Origin of the sequence: Streptomyces polyasparticus (genome assembly GCF_014493765.1) — a bacterium.
In the GTDB taxonomy this organism is placed as follows: Bacteria; Actinomycetota; Actinomycetes; order Streptomycetales; family Streptomycetaceae; genus Streptomyces; species Streptomyces polyasparticus.
Window position 1 is genome coordinate 596,940 of sequence record NZ_JACTVJ010000005.1, and the last position, 19,096, is coordinate 616,035.

17 protein-coding genes are annotated in these 19,096 nt (G+C 70.8%); 11 read left to right on the top strand and 6 right to left on the bottom strand.

The genetic code is table 11. The annotated features are described in order from the left end of the window. Positions 1–3: 3 nt before the first annotated feature. Positions 4–1,449, bottom strand: a complete 1,446-nt coding sequence (hemG, locus tag H9Y04_RS11035) for a protoporphyrinogen oxidase (protein ID WP_187813552.1) — start codon at positions 1,447–1,449, stop codon at positions 4–6. 190 nt (positions 1,450–1,639) lie between these two features. Here hemG and H9Y04_RS11040 point away from each other — a divergent pair, with 190 nt between their 5' ends. The 5 genes from H9Y04_RS11040 to H9Y04_RS11065 all read left to right on the top strand — a co-directional run bounded on the left by H9Y04_RS11040 (position 1,640) and on the right by H9Y04_RS11065 (position 7,035). Further along, a complete protein-coding gene (locus H9Y04_RS11040; protein ID WP_236070715.1) occupies positions 1,640–2,677 on the top strand; it encodes a DUF4349 domain-containing protein in 1,038 nt (345 codons plus the stop codon). Positions 2,678–2,766: 89 nt separating this feature from the next. Beyond that, complete coding sequence (locus tag H9Y04_RS11045; protein ID WP_214661078.1) at positions 2,767–4,065, top strand: hypothetical protein; 1,299 nt, start codon at positions 2,767–2,769, stop codon at positions 4,063–4,065. 126 nt (positions 4,066–4,191) lie between these two features. Next, positions 4,192–4,845 carry a peptidoglycan DD-metalloendopeptidase family protein gene (locus H9Y04_RS47715; protein ID WP_306660127.1) on the top strand — a complete coding sequence of 218 codons (654 nt, stop codon included), beginning with the start codon at positions 4,192–4,194 and terminating at the stop codon, positions 4,843–4,845. A gap of 31 nt (positions 4,846–4,876) precedes the next feature. Beyond that, the gene (locus H9Y04_RS11060; protein ID WP_187813555.1) at positions 4,877–5,632 is read left to right on the top strand and encodes an N-acetylmuramoyl-L-alanine amidase; all 756 of its coding nucleotides are present in this window, start codon (positions 4,877–4,879) and stop codon (positions 5,630–5,632) included. Between the two features lie 29 nt (positions 5,633–5,661). Further along, a complete protein-coding gene (locus tag H9Y04_RS11065; protein WP_187813556.1) occupies positions 5,662–7,035 on the top strand; it encodes an FAD-dependent oxidoreductase in 1,374 nt (457 codons plus the stop codon). Here H9Y04_RS11065 and H9Y04_RS11070 read toward each other — a convergent pair. The 4 genes from H9Y04_RS11070 to hemE form a co-directional block, all read right to left on the bottom strand. Further along, complete coding sequence (locus H9Y04_RS11070) at positions 7,032–7,988, bottom strand: hypothetical protein (protein ID WP_187813557.1); 957 nt, start codon at positions 7,986–7,988, stop codon at positions 7,032–7,034. The two genes, H9Y04_RS11065 and H9Y04_RS11070, sit on opposite strands and share 4 nt — an antisense overlap. After that, a complete protein-coding gene (locus tag H9Y04_RS11075) occupies positions 7,985–8,605 on the bottom strand; it encodes a hypothetical protein (protein ID WP_187813558.1) in 621 nt (206 codons plus the stop codon). The genes H9Y04_RS11070 and H9Y04_RS11075 overlap by 4 nt, the downstream gene beginning before the upstream one ends. 4 nt (positions 8,606–8,609) lie before the next feature. Then, positions 8,610–10,103, bottom strand: a complete 1,494-nt coding sequence (locus H9Y04_RS11080) for a hypothetical protein (RefSeq protein ID WP_187813559.1) — start codon at positions 10,101–10,103, stop codon at positions 8,610–8,612. Between the two features lie 61 nt (positions 10,104–10,164). Then, positions 10,165–11,229: a uroporphyrinogen decarboxylase gene (gene hemE, locus H9Y04_RS11085; RefSeq protein WP_187813560.1), complete on the bottom strand. Its 1,065-nt coding sequence runs from the start codon at positions 11,227–11,229 to the stop codon at positions 10,165–10,167. 91 nt (positions 11,230–11,320) lie between these two features. On the opposite strand from hemE, the gene H9Y04_RS11090 reads away from it, so the two are divergent. The 3 genes from H9Y04_RS11090 (at position 11,321) to H9Y04_RS11100 (ending at position 14,229) form a co-directional block, all read left to right on the top strand. After that, the gene (locus H9Y04_RS11090; protein WP_187813561.1) at positions 11,321–11,980 is read left to right on the top strand and encodes a DUF3000 domain-containing protein; all 660 of its coding nucleotides are present in this window, start codon (positions 11,321–11,323) and stop codon (positions 11,978–11,980) included. Positions 11,981–12,201: 221 nt separating this feature from the next. Further along, on the top strand, positions 12,202–12,864 hold the full coding sequence (locus H9Y04_RS11095) for a helix-turn-helix transcriptional regulator (RefSeq protein WP_052575743.1): 663 nt from the start codon (positions 12,202–12,204) through the stop codon (positions 12,862–12,864). An 81-nt stretch (positions 12,865–12,945) separates the two neighbouring features. Next, positions 12,946–14,229 (top strand): ribonuclease D, encoded by a 1,284-nt coding sequence (locus H9Y04_RS11100; protein ID WP_187813562.1) that lies wholly within the window; start codon positions 12,946–12,948, stop codon positions 14,227–14,229. Positions 14,230–14,384: 155 nt separating this feature from the next. Here H9Y04_RS11100 and H9Y04_RS11105 read toward each other — a convergent pair whose 3' ends face one another. Continuing rightward, positions 14,385–14,795 carry an organic hydroperoxide resistance protein gene (locus H9Y04_RS11105; protein ID WP_187813563.1) on the bottom strand — a complete coding sequence of 137 codons (411 nt, stop codon included), beginning with the start codon at positions 14,793–14,795 and terminating at the stop codon, positions 14,385–14,387. Positions 14,796–14,899: 104 nt separating this feature from the next. Between H9Y04_RS11105 and H9Y04_RS11110 the strand changes: the two genes are divergently transcribed. The 3 genes from H9Y04_RS11110 (at position 14,900) to H9Y04_RS11120 (ending at position 18,949) form a co-directional block, all read left to right on the top strand. Further along, positions 14,900–15,475 (top strand): TetR/AcrR family transcriptional regulator, encoded by a 576-nt coding sequence (locus tag H9Y04_RS11110; RefSeq protein ID WP_187813564.1) that lies wholly within the window; start codon positions 14,900–14,902, stop codon positions 15,473–15,475. 133 nt (positions 15,476–15,608) lie between these two features. Continuing rightward, positions 15,609–16,823 (top strand): thiolase family protein, encoded by a 1,215-nt coding sequence (locus H9Y04_RS11115; protein ID WP_187813565.1) that lies wholly within the window; start codon positions 15,609–15,611, stop codon positions 16,821–16,823. Continuing rightward, complete coding sequence (locus H9Y04_RS11120) at positions 16,820–18,949, top strand: 3-hydroxyacyl-CoA dehydrogenase NAD-binding domain-containing protein (protein ID WP_187813566.1); 2,130 nt, start codon at positions 16,820–16,822, stop codon at positions 18,947–18,949. The genes H9Y04_RS11115 and H9Y04_RS11120 overlap by 4 nt, the downstream gene beginning before the upstream one ends. The last annotated feature ends 147 nt before the right edge of the window (positions 18,950–19,096 follow it).

Genomic DNA, 19,096 nt, shown 5'->3' on the forward strand with positions numbered 1-19,096 from the left:
CCGCTATTGTCCCGCGCCGCCGAACATGGTCTCGCCCGGGTTCACGCTCAGCTGACCTGTGCCTTGCAGCACCTGGTCGGCGGCGGCCCGTGCGCTCGCGATCACGGCCGGAATGCCCACTCCGTCGTACGCGGCTCCGCAGACGGCGAGGCCCTCGAGGTGGGCGAGGTGCTCACGGATGCGGGCGACCTTGGCCTGGTGGCCCACGGGGTACTGGGGCAGCCCGTTGTTCCAGCGGATGACGCGTGAGGCGACCGGCTCGGCGGTCACGCCGAGTGCGGACTTGAGGTCCTCGCGGGAGATCTCGACGATCTCGCCGTCCTCGCGCTCCAGGATCTCCGTCTCGCCGTACCGCCCGACGGAGGTCCGTACGACGACGAGCTCGGGGTCCTCGTCGGCGATCCACTGCCACTTCTGCGAGGCGAAGGTGGCGGCCTTGATGCGCTGTCCGTCGACGGGCGGGACCAGGAAGCCGCTGCCCGGCGGCAGATCGGTCTCGTCACGGCGGAAGACATGGGCGGTCAGCGCCATGGAGGCGTACTCGACGGTGCGGAGTTCCGTGGCGGCGGCGGGGGCCAGGGTGTCGAGGAGCCGCGCGGCCTGCGGGGCGGGCAGCGCGACGACCACCGCGTCCGCCTGCACGGTGCCTTCTGCGGTACGGACGGTCCAGCCGCCGTCCCGTGAAAGCCCGGTCACCGGGGTCCCCGTACGGATCTCACCGCCCCGCGCCCGCACCGACTCCGCCACGGCGAGCGGCAGTTGACCGACCCCGCCCTCGATGCCCATGAACACCGGGCCGGCCGCCTGGCGTGCGGCCGCGCGCTCCTGCAGCTCCCGCACCCCGTCGAGCAGGGACCCGCCGGCCCGCGCCACCTCGTACAGCTGCGGTACGGCCATCCGCAGCGAAAGGCGGTACGAGTCTCCCGCGTACACCCCGCCGAGCAGCGGCTCGACCAGGCGGTCGACGACCTCGCGCCCGACCCGGGCCGCCACGTACTCACCGACCGCGATGTCCTCGCCGACCTCGGTCGGCGGCAGCTCGCTCTCGCGCGCGATGCGGGCGAGCCCCTCCTCGGACACCACGCCGGCCAGCGAGTCCGCATCGGCCGGCACACCCATCACATGCCCCTTGGGCATGGGCCGCAGCGCGCCCCGCGTCCACAGCGAGGCGCTCGCCGTGGCCGGTGCCTGCAGCCGTTCGCCGAGGCCGACCTCGCGCGCGAGCGCGACGGCCTCCGGGCGGCGCGCGAGCATCGACTCGGCGCCCAGGTCCACCCGTACACCCGTGATCTCACCGGCGTGCAGCTTGCCGCCGAGCCGGTCCGAGGCTTCGAGGACGGTGACGCGGGCACCGCGCTGCAGCAGATGGTGGGCTGCGGCGAGCCCTGCGATACCCCCGCCGATCACCACGACGTGTCCAGGTTCCGTACGTGTGTCCGTTTCGCGCATGGCCCCAGCCTCTCAGATGGCGTCCGGCGCTCCGCACCACCCCTTTCGCGTCCGGACCGTGACCGCTTCGGAATCGTCCGGCACCAAACGTTTCCCGGACGCTGGGCGTCGAAGGAGCAACAGCCAACGGACCTTGGGGGATGACGTCGAGATGCGTGCAGCGTGGAGGAACAGAAGGCGGGGCACGGCCATGGCCGCGCTGCTCCTGACGGTGGCCCTCGCGGGGGCGGGGTGCAGCGGGGTCGGGGCCGGGGACTCCGACAGTGGCGGTGACGCCAAGAACGGCGTGGCCGCTCCCGAGGAGGCAGGAGAGGGCAGCAGGGCCGACGGGGCCGGCGCGGCAGACAGCGCCGAAGGCGCGCCGGGCGGCGGCAAGACGGACGAGCAGGCCAAGGACCCGAAGCTCACCCAGCACATCATCCGTACGGCCACCCTGCGGGTCCGGGTCTCGAACGTGCCGTCCGCGCTCGACAAGGTGCGCACGACCACCGAGAACGCCGGCGGGATCGTCGGCAGTGAGACCACGGACCGCGACGGCAAGGGCAACGAGCGCTCGCGGATCGTCCTGCGCATCCCGCAGGAGCGCTACGGCCAGGTGCTCGAGGACCTCGAAGGCACGGGCAAGCTCCTGGAGCGCAAGGAGAACGCCGAGGACGTCACCGAGCAGGTCGTGGACGTGGACAGCCGGATCAAGACGCAGCAGGCGAGCGTCGCGCGTATCCGTGAGCTGATGGACAAGGCGACCAAGCTGAGCGATGTGGTCACACTGGAAGGGGAGTTGAGCACCCGGCAGGCGGACCTGGAGTCCCTGCTCGCCCAGCAGGCCTCCCTCAAGGACCGCACAAGCCTCGCCACGATCACGCTGCATCTCAACGAGACCGGCGAGAAGCCCGAGCCGAAGGACGACGACGACCCCGGCTTCCTCGACGCGCTGTCGGGCGGCTGGAACGCGCTCGTGAGCGTGGCGAAGTGGATCGTCATCGTCCTCGCCGCGATCGCCCCGTGGGCGGCCGTCCTGCTGCTGCTCTTCCTTCTCTGGCGTGTGCTCGCCGCGCGGCTGCCGCGCCGCCGCACCCCGGTCCTGGAGCCGGCGGGCGGCCCCGGCCTCGGCGGCGGTCCCGGCACAGGCCTCGGCGGCGGCCCTGGAACCGCCCCGCAGTCTCCGGGTGAAACACCTGGTCAGAGCCCGTCCACGCCCCCGAAGGCCCCGGGAGGTCCGGACTCCTGATGTCACCCGTTCGGCCCCGCAGCGAGTGAGAGCGGGACTCCTGCCGCCGAAGCTGGCAGGAGTCCCGCCCCCACAGCCGTGAGGTGCCGATGCCGCCTGCCGCCCGCAAGCCCCGCACTGTGCTCGCCGCCGTCGTGGCGGTGGCCCTGCTGGTGATCGCGGCGGTCGCGGCGAGCGGCCTCGGCAATCCGCTGCACGACTTCAGCCCGCACCACACACGCGCGGCCGTGACCGTGGTCTGCGCGGTACTCGGCCTGTCGATCATCGCCGCCCTGCTGCTCCGCCCCTCCCCCGCGCGGCCGCGCCGCCTCGGCTGGATGGCCATGGTGGTGAGCTCGCTCTGTGTCCTCGCGACGGCGTTCATCTGGGTCGCGGTCGGCACCGGGCACTCGCTCGACAGCGCCCTGGGCTCACGGGTGTCCACCCAGGACCAGGCCACGGCCGTGCTCGCGCGGCAGGGATACGGCGAGAAGCGGCAGATCCGTACCGGCGTGATGATCGAGACCATGGAGTTCACGGGCGCCAACAACGTCCGGCTCACCGGTTTCCTCTGGCAGCATCTGCCGGCCGGCGAGGACGTGACGCGGCCGGAGGTGGAGTTCCCGGACGCCATCGACGGCGGTGTGGGCGACGAGTTCTACCGGGACGAGACCCCCGAGGGCCAGGTCGTCGGCTGGCGACTGAAGACCACACTCCGCGAAGCCTTCGACTACACGCACTACCCGCTCGACAACCAGGCCGTCTGGCTGGTCATGTGGCCCCGCGCCGTCGACACGGTCCTCGTGCCCGACTTCTCCGCGTATCCGCCCTGGGACCCGGACGAGAACTACGGGATCTACAGCGGGCTCGTCGGCGGCGACTGGAAGGCGCAGTTCACCACGTACGGCATGGCGCAGGATGCCGACCGGACCACTTATGGGCGGCCTCAGCGCGCCGTCGACGGCACGCACTCCGAGCTGACGTACTCGATCGGTGTCGGCCGGCAGTATCTGAGCCCGCTCCTGAACCGGCTCGTGCCGCTGCTCGTGATCGCGCTCCTCGTCTTCGGCTCGCTCTTCGTGATCACCACGGATTCGGACCGGCGCAGTCTCTCCGGCTTCACGACCTGGGCCGTGATCGGCTTCTGCGGCTCGATGATGCTGGTGGTCTCGGTGCAGCACAGCGGTCTGCGCGCGGAGACGCAGTCCGACGGCGTGGTCTACGCCGAGTACTTCTACTTCATCCTCTACCTGGTGATCGGCCTGGTCGCCCTGAACGCCATCGAGCACACCGCGAACAAGACCGTCCCGGTGGTCGACTGGCGCGGCAACGCGGCCGCACGTCTTCTGTACTGGCCGGTGGTCACCATCCTGCTGCTGATCGCGACCGTCTTCGGGCTGCTCCTGTAGCGGCGGGCCGGACAGTCCCCTCCCTCCCGGGGGCCGAAGCCCTTTCCAGGCTATCGGCCACCACTGACAACACCCGCCCCTCAGCCCCCGAGACCCCGCCCCCAACCACCCGAGAGGACACGGAAGATGAGCTCCTGGACCATGCCGGTCGGCAAGGGCCGCGTGACCGCCAAGTACAAGCAGCCCGGCGGCTGGGCCGCAGGCTTCCACACCGGCGTCGACTTCGGCTGCCCGACCGGCACCCCGGTGAACTCGGTGGGCCCGGGCACGGTGGTGGTCGCCGGTGACCAAGGCGCGTACGGGAACTGCGTGATCGTGCAGATGGCCGACGGCCGCTTCACGCTGTACGCCCACCTCAGCTCGGTCGAGGTGAAGACCGGCCAGGGCGTGGCCGGCGGGCAGCGGCTCGGCCTGTCGGGCGCGACCGGCAATGTGACCGGCCCGCATCTGCACTTCGAGGCCCGTACGGCGAACAACTACAACAGCCACACCGACCCGATGGCGTATCTCGCGAGCCATGGTGTCGCCAAGGCGGGCGGTGCGAAGAAGTCGACGGCTCGGAAGACGGCGGCGAAGAAGACCACCGCCCGCAAGACGACCGCCAAGAAGGCCGCGCCCCGCCCCTCCACGTACACCGTGAAGGCGGGCGACACGCTCGGTGCGATCGCGCAGACCAAACTGGGCAACGCCGCGCGCTATCCGGAGATCGCCCAGCTCAACGGCATCCCCAACCCGGACCACATCACGGTCGGTCAGAAGCTCAAGCTCCCGCCGAAGTAGCTCAAGCTCCCGCCGAAGTAAGGAACTTCCCGTGGCTGATCCGCTCAGCGCCGACGCTTTTGTGGCCGCGCTCAAGGGCGAGGGCGTCAAGGTCGTCGAGCACGACGGCTGGCGCACCCGCAACCGCAACCACAAGGGCAAGTGGGGCCCGGTGAACGGGGTGATGGTGCACCACACCGTCACCCGCGGCACCGACGCCACCGTCAAGCTCTGCGTGGACGGGCACGGCGATCTGCCGGGCCCGCTGTGCCACGCCGTGATCGCCAAGGACGGCACGGTCCATGTGATCGGGTACGGGCGCGCCAACCACGCGGGCCTCGGCGACCCTGCGGTCCTCGACGCGGTGATCGCGGAGGGCCCGCTGCCCAAGGTGAACGAGGCGTCCAAGGACGGCAACCGGCACTTCTACGGCTTCGAGTGCGAGAACCTCGGCGACGGCAAGGACCCCTGGCCGGCCGCGCAGGTGGACGCGGTCGTACGGGTCGGTGCGGCACTGTGCAGGGCGCACGGCTGGGGCACCACCGGCATGACCTCGGTGATCGGCCACTCCGAATGGCAGCCCGGCAAGATCGACCCCAAGGGCCCGGGCATCTCGATGGACTCCTTCCGCACGTCGATCGCCGCCCGCCTGAGCGCTCCCCCCACGTTCACGGTCCGCGCGGGCGACACCCTGGGCTGGATCGCGGAGGCATACGGCACGTCGGTGGACGAACTCCGCCGCCTGAACCCGGACATCAAGGACCCGGACAAGCTGTCGGTGGGCCAGAACGTGGTACTCCCGAGCTAGTTGTCCGAGCCTCGACGTAGCGTGAACGCATGAGCGAACGACTGGTGGTCATCGGAGCAGACGCCGCGGGAATGTCCGCGGCGTCCCAGGCACGCAGGCTGAAGGGCCCCGACGAGCTGGAGATCGTGGCCTTCGAGCGCGGCCACTTCACGTCCTTCTCGGCCTGCGGCATCCCGTACTGGGTGGGCGGCGACGTCGCCGAGCGCGACGAGCTGATCGCCCGCACCCCGGAGGAGCACCGTGAGCGGGACATCGACCTGCGGATGCAGACCGAGGTCGTGCGCATCGACGTGGCCGAACAGCGCGTACGGGCCAAGGACTTGGCATCCGGCGAGGAGTACTGGACCTCGTACGACAAGCTCGTGATCGCCACCGGCGCCCGGCCCGTCCGCCCGCAGCTGCCGGGCATCGACGCCCCTGGCGTGCACGGTGTGCAGACCCTCGACGACGGCCAGGCCCTGCTCGACACCCTGCAGCGGACGGAGGGGCGCAAGGCCGTCGTGGTCGGCGCGGGCTATATCGGCGTCGAGATGGCCGAGGCGCTGATGAACCGCGGTTACGAGGTCACCGTCGTCAACCGCGGATCGCAGCCCATGGCCACCCTGGACCCCGACATGGGCCGCCTCGTCGGCGAGGCGATGGCGGGGATGGGCATCGAGATGGTGAACGACGCGGAGGTCACCAAGATCCTCACCGGCGACGACGGACGGGTCCGCGCCGTGGCCACGGAGGACGCCGAGTACCCGGCCGACGTGGTGATCCTCGGCATCGGCGTACGCCCGGAGACCGAGCTCGCCCGCGAGGCGGGCCTGCCCCTCGGCACCCACGGCGGACTGCTCACGGACCGCGCGATGCGGGTGCGCGGGCACGAGAACGTCTTCTCGGGCGGCGACTGCGTGGAGGTGCACGACCTGGTCTCGGGCAGCGAACGCCATATCGCCCTCGGCACCCACGCCAACAAGCACGGCCAGGTCATCGGCTCCAACGCGGGCGGCGGCTATGCCACCTTCCCGGGCGTCGTCGGTACGGCGGTCAGCAAGGTCTGCGACCTGGAGATCGCACGCACGGGCCTGCGCGAGAAGGACGCGAGGGCCGCGGGCCTGCAGTACGTGAAGGTGGCCATCGAGTCGACCAACAGGGCGGGTTACTACCCGGGCGCGGCCCTGATGACGGTCAAGATGCTGGCGGAACGCCGCAGCGGCCGGCTGCTCGGCGTCCAGATCGTCGGCCGCGAGGGCGCCGCCAAGCGCGTGGACATCGCGGCGGTCGCCCTCACGGCGGGCATGACGGTCGACCAGATGGTCTCCCTCGACCTGGGCTACGCCCCGCCGTTCTCCCCGGTCTGGGACCCCATCCTGGTCGCGGCCCGCAAGGCGGTGACGGCGGTACGGAAGGCGGGTTAGGGAGTCTCGTCGGCGCCCGGCTCCGCACGCATCTCCCGGAGCCGGGCCAGCGAGTCCCTTGCCACCGCCGCCGTGAACTGCGGGCAGAGCAGCGGCTCGAGGGGCGGCGGGTTCTTCAGACCGGGACCGTGCCGCTCGTAGACACCGCGTCCGCCGGGGCTGCTGAGGTGAACTCCCAGACTGACGGCGTCGGTTGCCCACCGCGGCAGGGCGGGGTGCTCATCGTGGGAGCACGGCGGGTCCACGATTGCGGCGAGCACCGTCTCGAACCCCCGCACGAGGGCGTCATACGCCGCGTCGGAGCTCTCGGCGGTCCCGCGCCACCAGGTCAGCGCGGCGGCCGCGATCACCCGGCCCGCGCGGTCTTCTCCCCGCGACCGCGCCAACTCCTGTCCTGCGCAGGCGACTTCCCAGCCGATGTCCGTACCCGCCTGCGGGTAGCCCTCCAGGACCGCGGTGAACGATTCGATGACGCGCCGGTCCGAGAACGGCAGCAGCGGCGGAGCCTCCGGAGCCGAGCCGGGTTCCAGCACGCCCAGGATCATGGCCGCGAACGCGTCGACGGTACGCGGGCAGAGCCAGACGTCCTTGTCGTAGTTGTCCAGCCATTCCAGGCGGTCGTCGGCCAGCATGCGCAGCGCGTCCGGGATCCAGTCGGCCAGGTCCACCCACTCCTCGTCGTACGGGTGCTCCTCGTGAGCACAGTCCGCGACGGAAGTCGCCCGCCGCACAGCACGCGCCGCGCCCGCCACCACCTGCGGCACATCCCCGCCGGCCAGTTCGGTGTGCGGCAGCATCAGGACCTGCCCGAGCACCCACCGATACGCCCGCTCGCCACCGGCCGCCGCCACCATCTCCCGCGCACAGTCGAGGGCGAGCCGGTCCTGTTCCTCGGCGGGCAGCCGGTCGTACGCGACCCCGCTCCAGGCGCGGACCAACTCTTCGTACGTCATGGGGTGTTCCTCAGTCGTCTCAGCGAGTCCTCGGCCACGGCGGCGACGAAGGCGGGGCACAGGGCCGTGCCGAGGGGAATCGCCCACTCCTCGGGCCATCTCTCGTACGTCGCGCGGCCCCGGGCACTGGCCAGATGTATGCCGATCGACAAGGTCTGGGTGCAGTCGGCAGGCAGCTCGGGGTGGGCGTCATGGGTGCAGGCCGCGCGGTCGAGCAGGCCGAGGGCACGCTCGAAGGCGCCGGTCAGCCCCTCGATGAGTTCCTGGATGCCGACCGTGCCGTCCGCCTCGGCCTCGTTCAGCGCCGCGGCCCGCAGGGACAGATTCAGGGCCACGTCGACGGTCCTGGAGAGGTCCCGCGACGCGGCATCGACGGCCCGCGCCGCGTCGAAGGCCGCCTCGGCCACACCGGCCCCCGGGTCCGTGGCCAGGTACCCGAGCCCCATCACCAGACCCGTCGTCCAGTGGTGGGCGAGCGGTCCGCCCGGGTCGGCGGACAGTTCGCGGGCGCACTGCAGGACGAGCCGGTCGTACGCGGAGGGGTCCAGGTCGACGGACTCCCTCATCTCGTCCCAGGCCTCGATCAGTTCGTCCACGGACGCCGACGCGGCGCGCACCTGCTCACCGGAGGACGGATGCGTCGTCGCCGTCCTCCTCGTCCATCTGCTCGTACCGCTCGTCCATCTCCTCGATCGGCCCCTGCGCCCACGCCGCAAGCAGCTTCGGGCAGGCCCACGCGTCCGCCGGAGACGCATCCTCCGGCGCCGTGAACTCCCCCGGCGCGTACAGGTAATCGAGGTGCGGCTTCATCTCGGCGCGCCGGTAGGCGTTGTCCCGCAGCCCCGAGTCCGGGTGGCCGTCACCGTGCGGGCAGTCGTGGTCGAGCGGCTCCTGCTCCACGGAGCGCAGCAGCGCGCGCACCTCGCGGCCCACGCCGTACGGCAGGTCGAAGACGGAGGCGCACCACAGGGCGAGGTGCAGCAGGAGCAGCCGTTCGTGCGGATCGGTGGCGGACGCGTGCCGGCGGGCGGCCCACAGCCCCGCGTTCTCGCCGGCCTCGCCCGAGGCGGAGTACTCGTCGGCCGCGACGACCACCCGGGTCAGCGCGTCGATGTCCAGCCTGCCGTCCGACCGTACGAACGTGGCGTCCAGGCCGCTCGTGTCTCGCCGCCCGAACAACTCCGCGTACCGCGGCCGCAGTTGCCCGAGCGCGTCCTCGGCCAGCTCCCGCAGGAACCCCGGGCACACCCACAGCGGCCCCTCGCCCTCGTCGAGCGCGTTCTCCACGAGGTACGCCCGGCCGCCCGGAGTCCGCACATGGCACGCGATCTCCGCCTCGGTCTCGTAGTAGATCTCCTCCAAGTCCGGGTGCTCGCCCGCCTCATGCGGGCACTGCGCACCCGTCGCGTCGAGCATCTCCAGCGCCTGCCCGAGCCCCTCGATCATGGCGTCGAAGACCGGCCGGACCCCGATGCGGTAGTAGACGTACGGGGTCGAGACGTGCTGCGTGATGACGTACCCGGCGAGCACTCCCCTGGTGCAGTCCGCCGGCGGAGCACCGGCGTTGGACTCGATCGTCGAAGCGGGATCGCCGTAGGGGTAGTCGTTCAGGAAGTCGAGCAGATCCTTCACGTCCTGCTCGTGGTCCTCGGACACGGCCGCGGGTATCCCGGCCACCGAGAACGGGGCGATGACATCGGCAGCGAACCGCGCCACGCCCGCAACATTGCGCGGGCACAAGTCGGCCTCCCCGCGGGGGACTTCGGGGTGCTCGCCGATCAGATACCAGCCGGTCGGCCCGCCGACCCGGGTCAGGTCCTCCTCGTAAGGGTGCGTGCCGTGCCCGCACTCCCGCTCGCCCAGCGCGGCAGCCGCGGCGGCCAGCGCGTCGGCGGCGGCCCGCGCGATCCCCGGCTCCGGACGGCAGGCGAGATACGCGGTCAGCTCCGCGAGCCCGGCCACCCAGATGTGCGCCGCCCCGCCACCGGGTTCGGCGGCGAGACGGCGGATGCAGTCGCGGGCGAGCGGCTCGGCCACCGCCCGCTCCGTGGTGGCGTGCACATGCCGCCACTGCTCGTACAGCTCGGCCGTCCGGGCATCATCAATGACGATCATGCCCGGTACGACGTCTGCCGATCCCCTTGAGGTTCCTGGGACTTGAGAGGTCCTTGAGCGCTCAGCGAGCCGTCTGCGTGTGCACGTACTCGACGAGACGCGTCAGGGCGTCCGGGTCGGTGGTCGGCAGCACGCCGTGGCCGAGGTTGAAGATGTGGCCTTCGAGCCCGGCGGCGGCGTCGAGCACCTGGCGGGTGCGCGTCTCGACGGCCTCGGTCGTCGAGAACAGGACCGCGGGGTCGAGGTTGCCCTGCAGCGCCTTGCCGGGACCGACACGGCGCGCGGCCTCGTCGAGCGGCACGCGCCAGTCGACGCCGACGACATCCGCGCCGGCCTCGCCGAGCAGCCCGAGCAGCTCACCGGTGCCCACACCGAAGTGGATCCGCGGCACGCCGTACGACTCGACGGCCTGGAAGACCTTCGTCGAAGCGGGCATCACCTGGGCGCGGTAGTCGGCCGGGGACAGCGCGCCGACCCACGAGTCGAAGAGCTGCACTGCGCTCGCGCCGGCCTCGATCTGCACCTTCAGGAAGGCGCCGGTGATCTCGGCGAGCCGGTCGAGCAGATCGGCCCACAGCTGCGGGTCCCCGTACATCAGGGCCTTGGTGTTCTCGTGGTTGCGGGACGGGCCGCCCTCGACGAGATAGCTCGCAAGAGTGAACGGCGCACCCGCGAAACCGATGAGCGGCGTCTCGCCGAGCTCCTCGGTCAGCATCCCGATCGCCTCGGTGACGTACGAGACGTCCTCGGGCGTCAGGTCCCGCAGCCGCGCCAGATCGGCCCGCGTACGGATCGGCTGCTCGACGACGGGGCCCACACCGGGCTTGATGTCGAGGTCGATGCCGATCGCCTTGAGCGGCACGACGATGTCGCTGAAGTAGATCGCCGCGTCCACGTTGTGCCGCCTCACGGGCTGCATCGTGATCTCGGTGACGAGCTCCGGCATCATGCAGGACTCGAGCATCGCGGTGCCCTCGCGCACCTTGCGGTACTCGGGGAGTGAGCGCCCGGCCTGGCGCATGAACCACACCGGAGTGTGCGGCACTTCCTCGCGCCGGCACGCCTTCAGGAAGGCGGAATCGTACGTCTTGCTCTGCTGGCCCTTCGGGCTGTCCATGGCACTCACACCGGAAAGTCTCCCATGTGCCGTGAAGTGCCCGGCCCGGCCCGAGTGTCCCTGACTGCGCGAGGGCCCTGTTCCCCTTAACCTTCCCCGCATGGCTGCGGCTCAGGGAAGACTGTCGGAGGGTGCTGAAGGGATGGACAGTACGGAGGGGAACGCGGCGCATGCCCTGCCGCTCCCGTTCCGCGCGGCCACGGACGCACTGCGTGGAGCGCGGCTGCGGCCGGAGATCGAGGTCGAGCAGGTACGTGCACCGAAAAAGCTGGCCCCGTACGCATACGCCCTGGAGGCCGCCGTCGTCGACGACGGCAACGACCTGGCGGACGGGCGCCTCGTGCTCCTGCACGACCCGTCGGGCCACGACGCCTGGCAGGGCACGTTCCGCCTGGTGACGCTCGTGCGCGCGGAGCTGGAACCCGAGATGGCGGCGGACCCGCTCCTGCCGGAGGTCTGCTGGTCCTGGCTGACCGGCGCACTGCAGGCCAGAGGCCTCTCGTACGGAGAACCGAGCGGCACGGTCACCCGCGCAGGATCGCACTACTTCGGCGGCCTCTCCGAACGTGCGCCCGCCTCCCAGATCGAGATCCGCGCCTCCTGGACCCCGCGTGAGGGCATGGGCGGCGTTCCGGACGCGGCCTCGCACCTGACCGCCTGGTGCGATCTGCTGTGCCAGATCGCGGGCCTGCCGCCGGTCGCGACGCCGGACGCCTCGGTGGTCTCGCTGCCCCAGCGCCGGGGTCCTCAGGCGCACTGACGCGCTTTTCGCGCGCCCGGGGGCGTGCGCGGGCGGATGTGATCACACGGGTTGGTTCGAACCGCGGCAGACGCGGACGAAACCAACCCGTTTCACTAATTCGTGATCATTCGCTAAAGCCGAACGGCAACCGTGCCGAAGACGAACGTGACCCTGAAAGCACGGTTCGCCCGGCTTCTTCCCCGCAGCCGGCTCCCCCCGTCCCGCACCCAGGAGGCCTGGTGTCCGTTCTCCTCGAGCAGCCCGCAAGCCTGGTCGCCTACCGCCCGAACAAGCCGACCGCCATGGTCGTCGTGGCGGACCCGCGCGTCCGATCCACCGTCACCCGTCACCTCTGGGCGCTCGGAGTACGCGACGTCATCGAGGCGTCCTCGATCGCCGAGGCCCGTCCCCGCATCGGCAACCCGCGCGACATCTGCGTCGCCGATGTCCACCTGCCCGACGGCTCGGGCCTGACCCTCCTTTCCGAAACCCGCGCCGCGGGCTGGCCGAACGGCCTGGCCCTGTCGGCGGCCGATGACATCGGTGCCGTTCGCAACGCCCTCGCCGGCGGTGTGAAGGGCTACGTCGTCACCGGCACCCGCACCAACATCGGTCTGCCCACGCGCCACGGCGCCGCGCAGATCGGTGCCGCAGCCTCCCGGATGCACCGGCGCCCGCCGGGTGCCCCGAGCCACCCGGGCGGCTACCGCGAACTGTCCGGACGTGAGGTCGAGGTCCTGCGACTGGTGGCGGAGGGCCAGTCCAACAAGGCGATCGGCGTCTCGATGGGCCTGTCCGCGCTGACCGTCAAGAGCCACCTCGCCCGCATCGCCCGCAAGCTCGGCACGGGTGACCGCGCCGGGATGGTCGCGGTCGCTCTGCGGACCGGAATCATCCACTGATCCCTGTTCCACTCAGCTCAGACGCCCGTCGACGGAACGTTCCGTCGACGGGCGCTGTTCATACACGGATACCCTTGACTGGTGACCGACGCCCAAGAGACCGCAGCAGACAGCTCACTGCGAACCACCGGAGGCGGCCCTCCGGACGACGTCGCTCTTGATGCAGCGTCGCCGACTCCCCTGCTCGAACCCCGTGACGGCATTCCGCCGGTGATCGCCGACGCCGCCTCGCTCGCCGAGGTGGTCTCCGCTTTCGCCGCCGGTACCGGCCCTGTCGCGGTGGACGCCGAGCGTGCCTCCGGCTATCGCTACGGACAGCGCGCGTACCTCGTACAGCTGCGCCGCGCCGGCGCGGGATCCGCGCTGATCGACCCTGTGGCCTGCCCCGATCTGTCGGGGCTCGGCGCGGCGATCGCCGATGCCGAGTGGGTGCTGCACGCGGCGACCCAGGACCTTCCGTGCCTGCGCGAGATAGGCATGATTCCCGAGCGGATCTTCGACACCGAGCTGGCCGGACGGCTCGCGGGCTTCCCGCGCGTCGGGCTCGGCGCGATGGTCGAATCGGTGCTCGGCTTCGTCCTGGAGAAGGGGCACTCCGCCGTCGACTGGTCGACACGGCCGCTGCCCGAGCCCTGGCTGCGCTACGCGGCGCTCGATGTCGAGCTGCTCGTGGATCTGCGCGACGCCCTGGAGAAGGAGCTCGACCGGCAGGGCAAGCTCGACTGGGCCCACCAGGAGTTCCACGCGATCGCCTCGGCGCCGCCCGCGGAGCCCCGTAAGGACCCGTGGCGCCGCACCTCCGGCATGCACAAGGTGCGCAAGCGCCGTCAGCTGGGCGTGGTGCGCGAGCTGTGGAACGCGCGGGACCGGATCGCGCAGCGGCGCGATGTCTCGCCCGGCAAGGTGCTCAGCGACACCGCGATCGTCGAGGCCGCGCTCGCGCTGCCGCCCAATGTGCATGCGCTGAGCTCGCTGACCGGGTTCGGGCACCGGATGGGGCGGCGCCAGCTCGAGCAGTGGCAGGCCGCGGTCGACCGGGCCAAGGCGCTGCCCGACTCCGAGCTGCCGCAGCCGGGCCAGCCGCATGCCGGTCCCCCGCCGCCGCGCTCGTGGGCCGACCGGGATCCGGTGGCGGCCGCGCGTCTGACGGCGGCGCGGGCGGCGGTGATGGCGCTGGCAGAGCAGCTGAACATGCCGCAGGAGAACCTGATCACTCCGGACACGGTGCGCCGGCTCTGCTGGGAGCCGCCGGCGGTGCCGGATGCGGAGTCGGTTGCCGCGGTGCTGAGCTCGTACGGGGCTCGGGCTTGGCAGGTGGAGCAGGTGACTCCGGTGCTGGTGGCGGCGCTTTCGGCGACGGCCTGAGTTTTACGTGGCGGTGCCCCCGCGGCCTTTCGGTCGCGGGGGCACCTCTTTTTTCGCCTCCGGCTGGGGTGCCGCTGTGCCCACCCGTGCCGCCCTGCGGCACGACTGCCCACAGCTGGGTGGGTGGGGGCGGCACGACTGCCCACAGCTACGTATTACTCGACGACCAGGTTGACCGGGATGTTGCCGCGGGTGGCGTTCGAGTACGGGCAAACCTGGTGGGTGGCGTCGAGGAGGGTCTTGCCCGCCTCGGGCGAGATGGTGTCCGGCATCTCGACGCGGAGGGTGACCTCCAGGCTGAAGCCGGGGTCGTTCTTCAGGAGGCCGACCTCGGCCGTCACCGAGACGTCCGAGACATCGACCTTCTGCTGGCGGGCCACGAGCTGCATCGCGCTGGCGAAACAGGCCGCGTAGCCCGTGGCGAAGAGCTGCTCGGGGTTGGTACCGGAGCCGTCGCCGCCGAGCTCGACGGGGTGGGACAGCTTGAGGTCGAGCTTGCCGTCCGAGGTGACCGCGCGGCCCTCTCGGCCGGATGCCGTCGCCACCGCGGTGTACAGAGCGCTCATGAGGTCCTCCTGGACGTGATTCCCGAACATCGATTGCCGAACAGACAGGTCTGTCTGTTCCCATGGACAGCAGACTAGACAGGTCTGTCTGGTACGGTCAAGTCATGTCCGCGAACAGCCCGAAGAGCCCCGCCCGAAGCCGCGTCCTGGACACGGCGACCCGCCTCTTCTACGCGGAAGGGGTGCACTCGGTCGGCATCGACCGGATCATCGCCGAGGCCGGCGTGGCGAAGGCGACCTTCTATCACCACTTCCCGGCCAAGGACTCCCTCGTCAAGGCGTACATCGAGGAGCAGATGCGGCTGCAGCAGACGGCCGTCGAGGAGCTGGCCGCCGGCGGGCCGCGCGAGAAGCTGCTCGCCGTGTTCGACCGCATGGGGCAGATCGGCGCCCTCGCGGACTTCCGCGGCTGCCCGTTCATCAACGCGGCGGCGGAGTACCCCGACCCGGCCCATCCCGTACGGCAGGCGGTCGAGGAGTACCGGGGCTGGTTCCGGACCCTGATGCGCGACCTGCTCGCCGAAGCCGGGGACGCGGACCCCGAGCGCACGGCCGGTCTGCTGATGCTGATCAGGGACGGGCTCGCCATCGCCTGCGATCTCGACGACGCCGCCACGGCCGCTTCCTTCGTGCGCGACGCGGTGCTGCGGGTGCTCGACGGGGCCAAGGCCGCGGCCTGACGGAGTGTGACCTTCGCCGCTTGGGCCGTGGGACCTGTCGCGTTTGGTTACCGACAAGTAGCATGAGGGGGTGAGCGCGCGCTCAGGCGTGTGCGTACGCAGCGATCCCGCACCCCCCTGGAGGAGAGCCATCGTGCCTCGTACCGTCAAGGAAGTCGTCTTCGTCGACGGCGTCCGCACCCCGTTCGGCAAGGCGGGCCCGAAGGGCATCTACCACGAGACCCGCGCCGACGACCTCGTCGTGAAGGCCATCCGGGAGCTGCTGCGCCGCAACCCGAACCTGGACCCCGCGAAGGTCGACGAGGTGGCCATCGCCGCCACCACGCAGATCGGCGACCAGGGTCTGACCATCGGCCGTACCGCGGGCATCCTCGCGGGTCTGCCGCAGTCCGTGCCCGGTTACTCGATCGACCGTATGTGCGCCGGCGCGCTGACCGCCGTGACCACCGCCGCGGGCTCCATCGCCTTCGGCGCGTACGACGCCGCGATCGCCGGCGGTGTCGAGCACATGGGCCGTCACCCCATGGGTGAGGGCGTGGACCCGAACCCGCGGTTCGTCAGCGAGAAGCTGGTCGACGAGTCCGCCCTGTTCATGGGCATGACGGCGGAGAACCTGCACGACCGCTACCCGACGATCACCAAGCAGCGCGCCGACGAGTACGCGGTGCGTTCGCAGGAGAAGGCCGCCAAGGCGTACGCCGACGGCAAGATCCAGCAGGACCTGGTGCCGATCTCGGTGCGCAACACCAACCCCGATGTGGGCGAGACCGGTTGGGGTCTCGTCACGGCCGACGAGCCGATGCGCCCGGGCACCACGCTTGAGAACCTGGCCGGTCTGAAGACCCCGTTCCGTACGCACGGCCGGGTCACCGCGGGCAACGCGGCCGGTCTGAACGACGGCGCCACCGCCTCGCTGATCGCCTCCGAGGATTTCGCCCGGGAGCACGACCTTCCGGTCAAGATGCGTCTCGTCTCGTACGCCTTCGCCGGTGTCGAGCCGGAGGTCATGGGCTACGGCCCGATCCCGGCCACCGAGAAGGCCCTCGCGCAGGCCGGTCTGTCCATCGAGGACATCGGTCTGTTCGAGATCAACGAGGCCTTCGCCGTGCAGGTGCTCGCGTTCCTCGAGCACTACGGCATCGCCGACGACGACGCGCGCGTCAACCAGTACGGCGGCGCGATCGCCTTCGGTCACCCGCTCGCCTCCTCCGGTGTGCGTCTGATGACGCAGCTGGCGCGGCAGTTCGAGGACCAGCCGCAGGTGCGGTACGGCCTCACCACCATGTGCGTCGGCTTCGGCATGGGCGCGACCGTCATCTGGGAGAACCCCCACTGGGAGGGCAAGTGAGCACCACCGCCGAGCTTCTGAAGGGTGCCGCGGCGCTCTTCCCGGACGAGGTCGTCACGCAGGCGCACGTACGTCACCTGGAACTGCCGTTCGGCGCCGGGCGATTCGCGCTGATCACGCTGGACAACGGCCTGGACCACACCAAGCCGACCACCTTCGGTCCGCAGTCCCTGGCCAACCTCGACGTGGCGATCAGCCAGGTCGAGGCCGAGGCCGCCGCCGGTGACATCGTGGGTGTCGGTCTGACCGGCAAGCCGTTCATCTTCGCCGTGGGCGCCGACCTCAAGGGTGTCGAGCTGCTCAAGACGCACGAGGACGCGCTGGCCATCGGCAAGGGCGGGCACGACGTCTTCAAGCGTCTGTCGGCGCTGGCCGTACCGACCTTCGCGTACTACAACGGCGCCGCGATGGGCGGCGGTGTCGAGGTCGGTCTGCACTGCACGTACCGCACCGTCTCGCAGGCCATCCCGGCCTTCTCGCTGCCCGAGGTGTTCCTGGGTCTCGTCCCCGGCTGGGGCGGCTGCGCGCTGCTCCCGAACCTCATCGGTGCGGAGCGCGCCGTCTCGGTCATCATCGAGAACTCGCTCAACCAGAACAAGCAGCTCAAGGGCAAGCAGGTCTACGAACTCGGCATCGCGGACGCGATCTTCGAGGGCGCGGACTTCCTGGAGCAGTCGCTGATCTGGACCGCGTCCGTGCTCAAGGGCGAGATCAAGATCGAGCGCGCCGAGATCGACCGCGGCGAGGCCTGGGACCAGGCCGTCGCCAAGGGCCGGTTCATCGCGGACAGCAAGGTGCACGGCGCGGCCCCGGCCGCGTACCGCGCCCTGGAGATCATCGAGGCCGCCAAGTCCGGTGATCTGCAGGCCGGTTTCGACGCCGAGGACAAGGCGCTCGCCGACCTGATCATGGGCGGCGAACTGCGCTCCGGCATCTACGCGTTCAACCTGGTCCAGAAGCGCGGCAAGCGCCCCGCCGGCGCCCCGTCCAAGGACCTGGCACGCCCGGTCACCAAGGTCGGCGTCGTGGGTGCGGGCCTGATGGCCTCGCAGCTCGCGCTCCTCTTCCTGCGCCGCCTCGAGGTGCCGGTCGTCCTGACCGACATCGACCAGGAGCGCATCGACAAGGGCGTCGGCTACGTCCACGCCGAAATCGACAAGCTGCTTCTGAAGTCCCGTATCAACCAGGACAAGGCCAACCGTCTCAAGGCCCTGGTGACGGGTTCGCTCGACAAGGCCGCCGGCTTCTCGGACGCCGACTTCGTCATCGAGGCCGTCTTCGAGGAGATGGGCGTCAAGCAGCAGGTGTTCGCCGAGGTCGAGGCGGTCGCCCCGGCGCACGCGATCCTCGCGACGAACACCTCCTCGCTCTCCGTGTCGGAGATGGCCTCGAAGCTGAAGCACCCCGAGCGCGTGGTGGGCTTCCACTTCTTCAACCCGGTCGCCGTCCTGCCGCTGCTCGAGATCGTGCGCGGCGAGAAGACCGACGACGCCTCCCTGGCCACGGCCTTCGGTGTCGCCAAGAAGCTGAAGAAGACCGCGGTGCTCGTGAAGGACGCCCCGGCGTTCGTCGTGAACCGCATCCTCACCCGCTTCATGGGCGAGATCCAGAACGTGATCGACGAGGGCACCCCGGTCGCCGTCGCGGAGAAGGCGGTCGAGCCGCTGGGCCTGCCGATGTCGCCGCTGGTGCTCCTGGAGCTCGTCGGCCCGGCCATCGGTCTGCACGTGTCGGAGACGCTGAACCGCTCCTTCCCGGACCGCTTCACCGTGTCCCCGAACCTCGCCGCCGTCGTCAAGGCCGGCAAGCGCGGCTTCTACGTGTACGACTCGGGCAAGCCGGAGCTCGACCCGGAGGTCGCCGCGCTGCTCGTCCAGGGCGATGTCGTCCTGACCGAGGAGCAGGTGCGGGCCCGGGTGCTCGACGCGGTGGCGCAGGAGATCGGGCTGATGCTCGACGAGGGCGTCGTCGCGGAGGCCCAGGACATCGACCTGTGCCTGATCACGGGCGCCGGCTGGCCCTTCCACCTGGGCGGCGTCACGCCGTACCTGGACCGTGAGGGTGTCAGCGAGCGCGTGAACGGGAAGCGGTTCCTGGCTGCGGGAGTTGCTTCCGTACCGGCGTAACCGCCGTAGGCAACTGAGGAGGGCGCACCCCGGGAGGGGGGCGCCCTCCTTCGTGCTCAGGGGCCGTGGTGCGCCGGCCGACGACGCCTGCGTCGCGCCCCAGCACGGCGACCGACGCCGGTCGCTCCGGTGCATCTCGAACCCATG

Coding starts and splice junctions, on each gene's coding strand:
- hemG (WP_187813552.1), bottom strand. CDS start 1,449: ATGCGCGAAACGGACACACGTACGGAACCTGGACACGTCGTGGTGATC.
- H9Y04_RS11070 (WP_187813557.1), bottom strand. CDS start 7,988: ATGACGTACGAAGAGTTGGTCCGCGCCTGGAGCGGGGTCGCGTACGAC.
- H9Y04_RS11090 (WP_187813561.1), top strand. CDS start 11,321: ATGGCTGCGGCTCAGGGAAGACTGTCGGAGGGTGCTGAAGGGATGGAC.
- H9Y04_RS11045 (WP_214661078.1), top strand. CDS start 2,767: ATGCCGCCTGCCGCCCGCAAGCCCCGCACTGTGCTCGCCGCCGTCGTG.
- H9Y04_RS11110 (WP_187813564.1), top strand. CDS start 14,900: ATGTCCGCGAACAGCCCGAAGAGCCCCGCCCGAAGCCGCGTCCTGGAC.
- H9Y04_RS11065 (WP_187813556.1), top strand. CDS start 5,662: ATGAGCGAACGACTGGTGGTCATCGGAGCAGACGCCGCGGGAATGTCC.
- H9Y04_RS11040 (WP_236070715.1), top strand. CDS start 1,640: ATGGCCGCGCTGCTCCTGACGGTGGCCCTCGCGGGGGCGGGGTGCAGC.
- H9Y04_RS47715 (WP_306660127.1), top strand. CDS start 4,192: ATGAGCTCCTGGACCATGCCGGTCGGCAAGGGCCGCGTGACCGCCAAG.
- H9Y04_RS11080 (WP_187813559.1), bottom strand. CDS start 10,103: ATGATCGTCATTGATGATGCCCGGACGGCCGAGCTGTACGAGCAGTGG.
- H9Y04_RS11105 (WP_187813563.1), bottom strand. CDS start 14,795: ATGAGCGCTCTGTACACCGCGGTGGCGACGGCATCCGGCCGAGAGGGC.